Consider the following 13,365-nt stretch of genomic DNA (forward strand, 5'->3'; position numbering starts at 1 on the left):
TCAAGAATCGCTGTTCCCGGATATAGAGAATCTTCCTGCTGTTGCTGTGGAACTTGTGCAAGCGGAGATTGATCGGAAGGTGGCACTGCAGATCGCCGCTGCGGAGTGGGATTTCGTGACTCCCGAAAAGTTGCCGGTGCCGGGGAGTTATGCCGATTTTCTGGGGTATGTCTGTGAGAAACTTGAAATGTCGGTGGATGCGGCGAGTGTGAAGAATCGTGCGGGGTATATCGTTGAAGCGATCCGTGAGAACTATCAGGATCCGGAGCTCCAAAAGCAACGGCAGATACGCGCCGAAAGAGCCACAGAAAAGGAGTTGGAGGATCTGACGACAGAATTCACCGCCAAGCGGAATACGCTTCTCCGACAAGCTGTCCATGCGGAGCCAAAACTTGTTGAACGCGCCGCGGTGCGTGTCCACTCTTATATTGTCCGTCAACGTCTTGAAGCACACGATACGGCTCTGGCGGCGTATCAGAAAGGTGGTATGGTGACGGCAGAGATCAACGCTATTCTTGCTGCGGAGTTCTGTCAGGAGTTGCTTGCGCCGGTGGTTGCGGCGTATGAAGATGAGAGGGACAGGATATTGGGATAGTTGTCGGAAATCGTCGGTAGTCGGTTCTCCATCAGTTCTATTTTAGACCCCTGGCGTGTGGGTGTATAACCGCGTTAGAGTTTCAGCCACTGACGCACCGCATCCTCAACTGCGGATAACTGTTCAGGCTGAAGATTTCCCAATTTTCTCAAGAACTTCGCTTCCGAGACTGTGACCAGACTTTGTGCATCGAAAGCCCCGGTGTCCAGAAATCTCGTTTTTATAGGGATTTCAAACCTTGAGCCGCGGGTACTCGTTGTATGCGTGACAACGGTGACAAGGGCGCGATCCTGGAGGCGAGCAGGTGTGCTGATGACGAGGCACGGTCTGACTTTGGCTACCATCCCGAGATCAACGAGCCAGACTTCCCCTCGATTTTGTCTCGGCATCCTCTGCCTCCGTTTTGTCGTGTTCACCGAAAAGTGCGTCCGCAATTTCGGTGAGTGCCTCATCTGTCAAGGGTGGAATATCCAGCAGAACGACTTGCTTTATGATTTCAGAGGCGAGGGCATGTTTTTCTATCTCAGGAAGTTGGTTGAATGCTTCCAATATGTTTTGTGGGGTTGCGTGCATCCGGGACCTCCGTGTGGCAAGAAGATAAAGTTATCCAAATTATACGCCATGTTCTGACGAAATTCAAGTTTTTCTTTAGCGGTGTTTAGGATCATCAGATTTTGCTCTTCCGTTTATCCGATTTTGATTATATCCGGTTCGGCTTGAGTTTTGTTATCGCGTAGACTCGGGAGGTTGTACCCGCGGTGTGTGAGTTCGAAAAATAGGGTTTCGTCTGGCGTGTTTTTCAGCGAGTTATACGTTTTCTGACTTCTGTAAGACTCACCATCGAGCGTGATCGCTTCCACCGCAGCACGCGCATCGGCATAGTTGACACCCAAATAGGATTGCGTCGTCGCGACGTTGCGATGTCCGAGTAACTCCTTCACCAGATAGATGTCCCCGCTGTGTTCGTAAACCCGCTGTGCAAACGACTTCCGAAGGCTGTGCGTTGCGATCTTGCCGTTCAAGCCTGCCGCGATAAACGCCTTTTTCAACATCTGGTGAGCAGATTGCCGGTGTAAAGGCACACTCCCCGAATTGTGGCGAGACGGGAACAGCGGACGATCGGATTCAGTGTTTTTATACCGCTCACGATGCCAAGCGATAATCGCATCAATTGCGGCTCTGCCATCGGCGTTCACTGGAACGGCTCTCGATACCTCACCACCTTTGACGATGTTCTTCTCAAAAAGGAGGTCGCTGACCGCAGAGCCATTCTGCCATACATCTCCGATCCGAAGCGATAGCAACTCACTGATACGCCCGCCAGTCGAAACGCCTAACAGGAAAAGCCCGCGGTTGCGGACTTCAAACGTGTTTCCGGTAAAGCAAGCAGAAACAAGTCGTATTTCGTCGTTATCAAGCGGTCTTGTGCCTTTCATTTTTTAATTGTTCCTTGCGGGTCAGTAAAGCCAGTTTGAACTTTGGTATCCTATTCACCTAAAATTCGTGCCTTTTCGTCTTCATAGGCTTCGTAGACGGGGGCGAGCACCTCGGCACAGAAGTCTTCAGCAAGAATGCCTTTCAGGATACCGGCAATCATGCCTCCGGCTTGATACGCGGCTTGGACAGACGCATAGTCGTCAAGCCGTCGGCGTGCGAAGGCTGGCAGGTGGGGTGCGGCTTTTTCGAGAAGTTCTGGGGTCTGACGGACGGCTTGCTGGATCAACACCGCCACTTTCTCATCGCGTTCGGACTTGAGCGTGTTGAGAAGTGCTTGTTGTTCGCGGGCTTTCTCTGCTTGGCGGCGTGCCTCGGCTTCGGGGTCGATATAGTGTGCGCGGATGGCTTCGACGATAAACCCGCCTCGGTTTTTAACATCTCTGGCATGGTGTGAGAGCTGAATTTTTTCAACAACGTAGGTATCAAAGTCGGGGTATGTGCCGGGGGGTGGCACCTTTTCGGGCACAACGAACCCCCAGTCCCGTTCGGCGATGTGGACTGCCATGTTCCGATCAACGCCAGCTTGGACGAGTTCCAAGGCAACCCGTGGTAAATCTTGTATGTCGGGGTAGAGGGACTCTTGGATCGGTTCGGCCCCTGTTATTCGTTTGGGTTTAGAGATTCTGAACTTCAGTTCGCCGACCTTGCGTCCAATGCGTTTGAGTTCAACCTCAACGTGATAGTCTGTGAGTTTATTGATTTCCTGGATGGCGGGTTTGATGACCCATTGGTTCAGAGATTTGAAGGCGGGATATTCATCAGGTGCCATCCCTATGAGGTCCCTGAACTTATCGAGCAGGATGAAGGGGGTTTCACCTCGATTTCGGCTCATATCAAAGTAATCAAAACAGACTTCCCACAAAATCAAGGCGTATTGGCTCCTAAACTTATTTTGGAGACGGAGGTTCAACTTGGCGTAGATGCGGGGGTTGTAGAGTTTATAGCGAAGTTCGGGGGCAAAACTATAGGTACAGATACCGTCCCGTATCTTTGCGTTCGCCAAGAGGCTAGCAACGCCCCATTCCACTTCCTTGTCTTTCTCCAAAATGTTCCATTTCACTGTGCAATCGACGAGTGCTTCTAATACCTCTTTGAGGTACGCAAGGTTTCCGCTATTAAAATCAAGTTTTGCGGCGAGTTCAACCATACTCACACTATGGATGTCCGTGTGTGGAAGTTCATCGTAAGCATTTGCGAGCAGCACATTCCATGTCCGGTGCTGCAAAAGCATCATCTTGCTCTGGATTTGGATGGCCGGACTTGCCTTGATAAATTCTTTGCGTTCCATCAAGTCCACTCGTGTTCTCCTTTCTGGGTCGTTGTCTAAAGGTGTAGGTTTATGGGAAAAAAGGCGCGCGTTTTTGGGAATACCAATCAATATTCGGCTGTCCGAGAAACAAAAGCACAGAAAAATCAGGAATTCTGTCGCGGTTTTTGAGTTTTTTGCACTATTTTTCCATAAAATCAAATTTTATTATAATAAAATTTTCTTTTAATAACAAAAACCGATACCTTTCATACCATAAACCTATAACTTTCATACCATAAACCTATACCTTTAAATCCGAAAACGTAGGTGTGGCGTGGGTTTATAGCCCCCTTAAAACATTTAAAACTCTTAAAAATATTAAAATAGGTAAACAACATAGGCTCAAAGGGCATATTTGGAGAGAGGGCCCCGCTATTTTTGTAGCATAGACTGTTAGTCTGTGCATAAGGAGGGGCAACCATAGGTGTCAATTTATGGTGCATAAGGGTGCGCAACCTAACAAGATACGCTACAAAACCCGCGGATCCTCAACGACTTTCAATGAAAACGGTCTCTACATACCTAAAATCTTATACGCATCAACTCGGGTTATTGATAATTGTTTTGGAAAAAAACGATTTCCGAAATGAGAAACTTACACTATGAAAAGAATTTTATCTCTCACCACTACCTTTCTCCTCCTAATTTCAATAGCGCAAGCTGAACTTTCGATTAGGGAAAAGATCGAAACCAAAAGTATGCCCTCTATTTTTGCTGCATGGGCTAACTGGTTCGTCAACAAACCTAATATGGCATACGCAGAAATGACAGCTGCTCACGATCTTTTTTGGTCACCTTCATTTGGACTCCGTTTCGAGATAATAGATGGGAAGGTTGAACTTCTTGGAGATTTTCAAGAAGCAAAAAGACAACGAGATGAACTCCTTGAACTCAACCCGAATATGATCTTTTTGCTTCAAATAAATATGAGAGGGGCATCTCCAAAATCTTGGCATCTAAAGGGGCTTTATAAAGATGATTTCCCTTGGCTCAGGTCGAGTGATGGAAGTCAGGTGTTGGGCTCGCCTCCAGAGCAGTACGTCGACCTTCTCATAGATTTCACACACCCGAAAGCACAAGATGTCATTGTCGGACAGGTGGTTGCTGTTTATGAACGTGGGTTGTGGGATGGTATCTTCTTCGATTTCTGGACTGAGAAAGGCATCGTTCTTGGAGGGTATCGTACTCACGAAGAAGAACGACAAGCACGTATAGAAATACTCAAACGTATACGTGCTGCTGTCAGTGATGATTTTCTGATACTCGTGAATGGGTCGCCTACCGAAAATACTTTTAGGGCAAATCGTAACATTAAAAATTACAATTATGAAGGTCTCGAGGAACTGGGAAATAAGTTATTATGGGCAGAAGAAAGTCTACGTAAACCTCGAATCAATTGTTTGGAGGCGGAAGGGATAGGTAGCGAACTTCCTACAAGCCCAAATAACTTACGCGACATGAGACTCCTAACAACGCTCAGCCTTACACATTCTGATGGGTTTGTCCTCTACACAATGGGTGTTGGGTGGGATGAATCACATCCACATGATAGCACTTATTTGGATTATCAAGGAGCAGCTTTCCATAGGAATCCTCAGTATTGGATAAGACACAGAGAGCAGCATGATACATTATATCATATTCATCACCATGAGCATTACTGGAATGATTTTTGGGATGCCGAGCTGGGTCGTCCTATTGGTGAAAAAGCACAACTGTATGAGGAGCGAGAAGGTCTGTTTATCCGGGAATTCACCAATGGCTGGGTGGTCTATAACCGAAGGGGTACGGAACAGACAATCGAGTTCCCAGAAGAAATGTCAGGGGTTGCCAATGGTATCACCGCCAGACGACACATCCTCCCAGATTTAGATGGCGAGATCTATTTGAAAGTCCCTGTTGTGGTGGCGGATCTCAATGGTGATGGGGTGGTGAATATCCTTGACTTGATTATCATTGCTGGGGCGTTCGGGGTGGAAAAACACTCCAACGCAGATGTCAATGGCGATGGGGTGGTGAATGTATTAGACTTAATTTTTGTGGCACAGAAAATAGGTGAATAACGATACACAGTGAACAGAGTCGTAAGGAGATAAAGTTATGAGAAAGTTCTGTGCGAAATGTGTTTATATTTTGATATTAGAGTTCGTTTTAGTCGCCGTTGGGCTGGCAAACACTTTAACGCTGGGGGAACACGGCGAAGTTTTCGCGGAGACGGATCGGTATAGTGTCCGCTTTAGAGATGGCGTGCTGATACACTTCCATAATAAACTCACGCAGGAGACGTATACACTCCCACCGCAAGACGATCCAAGATTCCAACTCGAATCAAATGAGCGAAGTGGTATCTCAATACAATATAACGAAGGAGAATATGGAAAGGATATCCTTATAGATGAACATTGGGAAGTAGTAGAATCGAAAAGGTTGACACCTCTGAGTGTAGAAGTTGCGTATTATTCTGATTATAGAGTAGATAAAACGGTTCGGATCCGCATCAGTATAGATGCCGACGGCATTTCAGAGCGTGTTGTAAGCATTATGTGGGGGTGTGGACATTTGGATAGCCGTCAAATTGATGTCATTGTACCGGGCAATTGTGGTGAAATCGTTGATGCCGCCATTGATACCTATAAGAGGGGTTACGAGTATCCAGAGAGATGGGAGGCACAACTCGCCATCCTGCAGGGTGGAGACGGGGGCTTTTTTGTGCGCAGCACCGATACAACTTTTCGGTTCAAAAAACTCAGGTATGTACCGAGTGGCGAACATTTCGGCATCAGTTTTCAGACAGACAATCCCGCCCCCTTCGGCGAGAAAAAAGAGATTACATCTGTTGCTTGGCGGTTGAACGCATACCGAGGCGACTGGCAGGTTCCGGCACACATTTACCGAGACTGGATGGAAAACACTTTCCAACCCAAGCAACCGCCAACATGGGTCAAAGAACTTGAAGTAGTCATTTACCTTAATTTAGACTTAGAGGTTCTAATCCGTCAACGACCTTGATATATCTACTGGGTTGGCGAAATCCAAGTTCTGACGGAAGTGAGACGCTCCCGGATCACACACCCGGACCTGAATTCGGTACTTTTCTCGAAGTCGCGCACAGTTATGGATTTCGAGTCATGCCCTATGCCAATTTTGTAAGCTGTGAACCGAACCATCCACTGTATCCAGAAGTTGAGAAATTTAACCTTCGACATCCAATCAGAGGACACAAACTCGGCTATAGATGGGATGATCCCTCATACCCACATTCAACGGCTTATATTAATCCAGCATCAAGCACTTGGAGAAAATATGTCGTTGGGCAACTAAAAGAGGTGTATGAAACCTATCCGATAGATGGATTCCACTTGGATATCAATACACTTTTTAGAAATGATCCAAATGGGCTTGTAGAAGGATTAACCTTTCCAGAGGGAAACATCCTGATGCATCAGGAATTAAGGGAGGCGATGCCGGGGATTGTGCTCGGTGGTGAAAATGTTCATGAAGGCACATTCTTCAATACGAACTTAGCGCAACGGTGGAGTCATGGTAATAAACAGCCACATCCCATCAGTTCTTTTCTATTTTCACCTTGGATAACCCCCTACGGTTTTCATGTCCCAAACCCAGACGGAGAGCCTGAACTCTATCAAAAATTTCAGGAGGCTTACGTAGTATGGAATGTTTTACCAACCATTCGGATCCGCGCACCTTGGATGCTGAGGGATCCACTCTTGGTTAAAACACACGGTTTCTTAAAAAGCGTCCGAAAGGGACAGAGTTGGGAACAGACGTGGAACATAGATATAGTAGGTATAGAGGTCCTAGCCGATATCAATGTCGATGGCGTTGTGAATGTGCTGGATATGGTGATGGTGGCACAACATATTGGCAGAGAGAAACCCGGCAATCCGAGGGTCGATGTCAATGGCGATGGTGTCATCAACATTTTGGATCTGGTAATCGTCGCACAACATATCCAGTAAACAATGAGAACACTTCTGACACAACACAAAGGAGATAAAGTTATGAGAAAGTTTTGTGCGAAATGTGTTTATATACTGATATTACAGTTTGTCTTAGTGGCTGCTGGGTTGGCAAACACTTTGACGGTTGATGAAGCGGGCAATGTCCTCGCGGAGACGGATCGATATCAGGTGCGCTTTAGAGATGGCGTGCTGATACATTTTCACAACAAACTCACACAGGAAACGTATACGCTACCATCTCAAGGTCCTTCAAATACACGAAGGGGTCTATTAATACAATATGAGGAAGGACGCTATGGAAGGGATGAACCTATAAATGAGCAGTGGGACGTAGAAACCAGAAGATTAGCACCCTTGGCTGTAGAAGTCGCGTATCACTCTGATTATAGAACAGATAAAACCGTGCGCCTGCGTATAGCAATAGATCCAGGGACCCAAGATTTAGTGATCCATCAGACTGGCACCTCGGCGTTTGGTGGGCTTATAGGTGTTATGTGGGGATGTGAATATCTCAATAGCCAGCAGGTTGACGTGATACTACCTGCCCATGGTGGTGAAGTCATTGATGCCTCCACTGAGATTCGTGATTGGGGTTTTAAGTATCCAGGGAAGTGGGAAGCACAACTTGCTATCCTGCAAGGTGGAGATGGTGGGTTCTTTGTGCGCAGCGCGGATACAACATTTCGGTTCAAAGAGGTCCGTTATCGGCGGAGTGCCGAACATTTTGGTGTCAGTTTTCAGACGGACAATTTCGCCCCCTTCCGAGAAAAGAATGAGATCACATCCGTTGAGTGGCAGTTGAACGTCTACCGAGGTGATTGGCATGTCCCGGCAGAGATTTACCGCAAGTGGATGGAAACTACTTTCCACCCCAAGCAGCCGCCGGTATGGGTGAGAGAACTTGAATTGGTTCTTTACCTGAATTTGAACGTAGATATTCTACCGATAGTAGCAGAGCATGTAAATCCTTCAACGACCTTGATATATCTGCTGGATTGGCGGCAGTTAAATCCAGACGGGAGTGAGATTCTCCCTGAGCACACACCCAAACCCGAATTTGGTGATTTTCTGGAAGCGGCGCATAGCTATGGGTTTCGGGTCATGCCCTTTGCAAATCCTGTAAGCTGTGAACCGAATCATCCGCTGTATTCAGAAGTTGAGCAGTTTCACCTTCGAGATCCAATCACAGGAAACAAACTTGGCTATAGATGGAATGATCCCTCATACCCATACTCAATGGCTTATATCAATCCAGCGTCAAGTATCTTCAGAAAGTATGTCGTTCAGCAACTAAAAACGGTGTATGAGACCTATCCTATAGATGGATTCCACTTGGATATCAATACACTTGTTAAAAATGATCCAAATGGGCTTATAGACGGATTAACCTGTGCAGAAGGTAATATCCTAACGCATAAGGAATTAAGGGAAGCAATGCCGGGAATTGTGCTCGGTGGTGAAAATGTTCATGAAGTCACGTTCTTCCATACGAACTTAGCACAACGGTGGAGTCGCCATAATAAACAACCGCACCCCATCAGTTCTTTTCTATTTTCAACTTGGACGATCCCCTACGGCTACCATGTGCCAAACCCAGACGGAGAACCTGAACTCTACCAACCATTTCAGGAGGCTTACATAGTATGGAATGTTTTACCAACCATCCGCATCCGCGCACCTTGGCTGTTGAGGGATCCACATATGGTTAAAACACAGGGTTTCTTGAGAAGTGTCCGAGAAGGGCAGAGTTGGGAACAGACGTGGAACATAGATATAGTAGGTATAGAGGTTCTAACCGATATCAATGTCGATGGCGTTGTGAATGTGCTGGATTTGATAATGGTGGCACAACATATTGGCAGAGAGAAACCCGGCAATCCGAGGGTCGATGTCAATGGCGATGGTGTGGTGAATATTTTGGATCTGGTCGTTGTCGCAAACGCTTTTGACCAGTAAAGGATACAATCATTCACACTGGTATCAGTTTCAGGCTACACACAAGAAACCCCTGAACATCGGTATTGCCCTGCGGTACCTGACACTCACAGATTGCAAGTTGTGCCCTTTACGAATCTTTCAAATTCCCTAATAGGTCGGTTATTTCCTCATGAATCTGTTCTTCAACTGACGGCAACAGTGCTAACCGATAGGGACCACTGAGGGCATGGTTCCGAGGTCCCGCTTCATAACCTGCCTTCAGCCCCAACTCGTAAGCGGCTCTGGTCGCAATATAGACCTCACTGCCGTTCGTGTATCCAAAAACGAAGGTGTGTGAGAACGGTGAGGTTTCGTCCGCAAAAAGTTGATACTCGGAAAAGAGTTCATGCGATACGGATAGGAAACAGAGCGTATCGCCGACAGCAAATGCACTTATTGGGAAGGGTAAGGTGCGTTTGTCGCCACTCTTAGCGACTTCTAACAGGGCAACAAAGCGTTCATCGTCAGGGAATTCTTTGATTAATTGCTCGCATTCCTCAACGGATGGCGGATCCCGGAACGGTAAACTGACCAGTTTTGAACACGCTTTCAGGGGGGCAGCAGGAACTTCCGTTGCTGTCTTTAACGCTTGGTGTGTTGCGAACGCGAGTGTGAATCCGGCGACATCGCACGCATCGAAACCCCCTCGTAACGGATACCCGTTGATGTCTGCGGCGCAGCCTTGTGCGAAGAGTAAAATGCTTTTCGGCTTTAACGCCAAGAAATTGCGCAGATGTTCAACGGCATAGCCGGGAAAATCTGCACCTATCTCCTCGCTCGACCAGTGGACAATCACTGGGTGCGCCGCATGAGAGAACAGCACTGCAATGATGTCTCCATTTGCGTCGTAAGCCCCTAACACGTCAACCCACGGCACAACGGAACCTTCTGGGTTGGGTGCCATGGTAATATAGCCCTCGTCATTCATTATGCGACGGTTATAGCCGACTTGGACAGGCGCACGTCCAACGCGTAAGGTCGCAGGCTCAAGCTTACCCACCGCATCTTTCACCAATTCAGCGAGACAGGTCGCCAACCATGCCTCAGATGCCTCTCTCATCTCCCGTCCGTCAACCCCGGGCGCGTTATGCGTATGGCTACAGTTAATGACAACATGCTCTGGCGGTATGCCTGTGGCACCTTGGATTGCTTCAAGCAGGATTTTGTTGTACTGGAGTGTAAACTGACCGTAGTCCGCCGTTACGATAGCAAGCTGTTTTTCACCATCGGCGAGCACCAGCACGCGCGAATACAACTCTGCGTAAACCTCAGGTCTGTCCTTAATGGAGGTAATGACAGTTTCTGCGGCACCCGCCATTAGGGTAGTCATTAGAAGTCTCCAGGTTCTGGCTGCGACGAGTCGTAAAGGGCAACGGCACGCGGAGTGTGCCTACTACCTTTAAGTTTCACGGCACGCGGAGTGTGCCTGCTACTATGTCAGATCCGCCAATTGCGGCATCACTTCGTTCTTGAGGAGTGTCATTGAGTTCAACCACTGTTCCTTGGGTTCCCACTCGTGTCCCATGGCGAGTAATACTCCAAAACCACCGACTTCGTCGTAGAGTTCACGTAAACGGTTTGCAACGTGATCTGGACTTCCAACAATCCACAAGGTATCTAACAGATGTTCAAGGCTCATGTCGGCGTCGTCCATATCGGGATCCGGTTTGAAGTTTCCTGGGCTAAATAAGTTAAACCAATAGTCCCTAAAATCGCGTCCGAGCGTGCCTTCAAGCGCCTCTTTGCGCGCCTGTTCGGTGGTATCCGCAACGTAGACTTCGCGGGCGATACGCCATGTGGAACGAGACGGCGATAACCCCGCCTTTTCCGCTCCCTCTTCAACCGCATCCCAATGCGTCTTGATAATAGGAACATGTGCGAGATTAATACTCATGGGGATCCAACCGCGTTCGCCAGCAAGCACGAGCGTATCGGATTTAGCAGACGACCCCGCCATTGCGATCGGCGGATGCGGTTTCTGGTAAGGCTTCATGTGGACACTGACAATGTTCGGACGGTCTTGGGGAATTTTAAATTCCCAGAAATCGCTCTTGTAGTGTCCGGGTTCCGGGTCTGTCCAAATCTTGAGTACGGCTTCGATTCCCTCCCGGGTCGACTGCCGTCTGTCCCCGTCCGCCAAGAACATCTCCGCATCGCTGGGTGTTGAACTCGATCCAACGCCCCAATGAAAGCGTCCGTGCGTTTGATGGTCAAGTTGCGCGATGCGATGCGCGACAACTGCAGGATTGTGTATCGGCATACAAGTAATCCCGGTGCCGAAGACGATGTTCTCTGTCATCGCAGCTGCTTTTGCGATAAAAAGGTCTGGAGACGGAATATTCTCCCACGTGAACGTAAAATGCTCACCAACATAAGCTTCTTTATAGCCCAACTCGTCCAGGACCACCATCTGCTCAATATCATGATCAAGCGTCTTGGTTGTATCACTGCCGGGTGGATGCAAAGGCATTGTGAAAAAACCGAGTTCCATTTTTTAATTTTTCCTTGCGGGGCAGTAACGGCATTTTGAACTTTGACGGTTTTCGCGTTAGAGTCGCCTGCGCCGTTGTTGCAGGCTTTCTAATTTTTCCTTGCGGAGGAACAGCGTGCGTTTAGACGTTGACGGTTTTCGAGTTAGAGTTGAAGAAACACCCAAGCAATACGCAGAAATACCTATCAAAAATACCCTGCGCCGTTGTTGCAGGCTACGCGCTTTGGATTACTTTTTCGTATGTTTCTAAATTTGACAAAATTGGTAGTGTCTGTTATTGTTTTTATTGGGTAAGAGATTACCATAAACCCAAATATTTTTCAAATATTTTCTATTTTTTATCAAAAGGAGAAAACCTCAGTATGCATGCGAGAATTTTCGCTTTAACGTCGGTTATTCTATCCGCTCTTCTAAGTATTTATCTATTAGGTTGCGAGCGTATCAGTTTCAACCGAAACGACACTAAAAATTGGCGTAATTCAACCGTCAAACACTTTCACTACTTTCAGTCAAGGTGCTGAAACTGCCCGCGTTCAGATTAATGAAAAAGGTGGCATGCTCGGTATGCAGGTAGAATTCATCAGTCGAAACAACCAACCTGTTGCAACTGAACCACCAACACCGGAAGCAAGCGTTCATGCGGCGAAGGAACTCATTGAGATAGAGAACGTTTTCGCACTCCTCGGTCCGATTTATTCCACGAATTCCGTCGAAGTCGGTCCAATCGCGCAGCAGGCACAGCGGCTTATGCTTCCCGGCTCCAGTGGCGCAAATGTACCAGCCGCAGGAGATCACATCTTTTTAATCACCGTCCCTAACCCATTCCAAGGAAAAGTGATGGCGAGTTTTGCGATGAATCCTGACGAACTCGGTGCCACAACAGCAGCGACAATTTATGAGGAACAGGCGTTTGAGGCGGCTTTTCAGGAAATCGGTGGAAAAATCGTCCACAACGGTGCCTATTCCGTTGGTGCGACCACATATAATGAACTCCTCACAGAGATTCAAGAGGTCTCCCCTGACGTTATCTTCTGTCCGGGTTTTCAGCCAGAAGTTCCACTATTGATAAAGGAAGCGCGAGAGATTGGCATCACAGCGACGTTTCTCGGTGGCAGTGCTTGGGACGATCGGGAACGCTTTCTTAGCATCTTAGATGATAACACTATATTGGACGGCAGTTATTATCCGACGAATTTCTCTGTAGCGACACAAGACGCAGATGTTCAAGAATTTGTAGGAAGTTACACGGCACTGTTCGGAAGTCCACCGGATGGCATCGCAGCGTCAGGTTACGATGCGATGCGACTTTTGGCAGGCGCGATAGAAAAAGCGGGTTCACTCGACCGTGTTGCCGTTCGCGATGCGTTCGCGGCAGTCAGTGGGTACAAAGGTGCTACAACCATTTCACATTACGATGAAAACCGTCACCCTGTCAAAAGCCTCACGATCCAAACAATCAGTGGTGGACAGATAGAGCACTATAAGGTTATAGAACCGTAACGCCTGAAGGATA

General features: G+C 47.6%; 12 protein-coding genes. 6 read left to right on the forward strand and 6 right to left on the reverse strand.

The genetic code is table 11. From position 1 onward, the window contains the following. Positions 1-595 (forward strand): initiator RepB protein (locus tag J4G07_05635; protein ID MCE2413466.1); only part of this gene is annotated, 595 nt, incomplete at its 5' end. A gap of 74 nt (positions 596-669) precedes the next feature. Here J4G07_05635 and J4G07_05640 read toward each other — a convergent pair. From J4G07_05640 to J4G07_05655, 4 genes are all read right to left on the reverse strand, one after another. Continuing rightward, the gene (locus J4G07_05640; GenBank protein MCE2413467.1) at positions 670-984 is read right to left on the reverse strand and encodes a type II toxin-antitoxin system PemK/MazF family toxin; all 315 of its coding nucleotides are present in this window, start codon (positions 982-984) and stop codon (positions 670-672) included. Next, on the reverse strand, positions 947-1,168 hold the full coding sequence (locus J4G07_05645) for a hypothetical protein (protein ID MCE2413468.1): 222 nt from the start codon (positions 1,166-1,168) through the stop codon (positions 947-949). Before J4G07_05645 ends, J4G07_05640 begins: the two co-directional genes overlap by 38 nt. A 113-nt stretch (positions 1,169-1,281) precedes the next feature. Then, a complete protein-coding gene (locus J4G07_05650; GenBank protein ID MCE2413469.1) occupies positions 1,282-2,031 on the reverse strand; it encodes a tyrosine-type recombinase/integrase in 750 nt (249 codons plus the stop codon). A 50-nt stretch (positions 2,032-2,081) separates the two neighbouring features. Beyond that, positions 2,082-3,380 (reverse strand): replication initiation protein, encoded by a 1,299-nt coding sequence (locus J4G07_05655; protein MCE2413470.1) that lies wholly within the window; start codon positions 3,378-3,380, stop codon positions 2,082-2,084. A 623-nt stretch (positions 3,381-4,003) separates the two neighbouring features. Here J4G07_05655 and J4G07_05660 point away from each other — a divergent pair. From J4G07_05660 to J4G07_05675, 4 genes are read left to right on the forward strand one after another with little or no spacing between them, the layout of a single operon-like run. After that, on the forward strand, positions 4,004-5,464 hold the full coding sequence (locus J4G07_05660; GenBank protein MCE2413471.1) for a hypothetical protein: 1,461 nt from the start codon (positions 4,004-4,006) through the stop codon (positions 5,462-5,464). Between the two features lie 37 nt (positions 5,465-5,501). Next, positions 5,502-6,410, forward strand: coding sequence for a hypothetical protein (locus tag J4G07_05665; GenBank protein ID MCE2413472.1), 909 nt, complete (start codon positions 5,502-5,504; stop codon positions 6,408-6,410). Next, positions 6,407-7,381: a hypothetical protein gene (locus J4G07_05670; protein ID MCE2413473.1), complete on the forward strand. Its 975-nt coding sequence runs from the start codon at positions 6,407-6,409 to the stop codon at positions 7,379-7,381. Before J4G07_05665 ends, J4G07_05670 begins: the two co-directional genes overlap by 4 nt. Before the next feature lie 42 nt (positions 7,382-7,423). After that, positions 7,424-9,340, forward strand: a complete 1,917-nt coding sequence (locus tag J4G07_05675) for a hypothetical protein (GenBank protein ID MCE2413474.1) — start codon at positions 7,424-7,426, stop codon at positions 9,338-9,340. Between the two features lie 109 nt (positions 9,341-9,449). Here J4G07_05675 and J4G07_05680 read toward each other — a convergent pair whose 3' ends face one another. After that, positions 9,450-10,691: a hypothetical protein gene (locus J4G07_05680; protein MCE2413475.1), complete on the reverse strand. Its 1,242-nt coding sequence runs from the start codon at positions 10,689-10,691 to the stop codon at positions 9,450-9,452. A 102-nt stretch (positions 10,692-10,793) separates the two neighbouring features. Continuing rightward, complete coding sequence (locus J4G07_05685) at positions 10,794-11,852, reverse strand: LLM class flavin-dependent oxidoreductase (GenBank protein MCE2413476.1); 1,059 nt, start codon at positions 11,850-11,852, stop codon at positions 10,794-10,796. Between the two features lie 468 nt (positions 11,853-12,320). Between J4G07_05685 and J4G07_05690 the strand changes: the two genes are divergently transcribed. After that, the gene (locus tag J4G07_05690; protein ID MCE2413477.1) at positions 12,321-13,352 is read left to right on the forward strand and encodes an ABC transporter substrate-binding protein; all 1,032 of its coding nucleotides are present in this window, start codon (positions 12,321-12,323) and stop codon (positions 13,350-13,352) included. Positions 13,353-13,365: the final 13 nt, after the last annotated feature.

The organism is Candidatus Poribacteria bacterium, assembly GCA_021295715.1.
GTDB lineage: Bacteria > Poribacteria > WGA-4E > WGA-4E > WGA-3G > WGA-3G.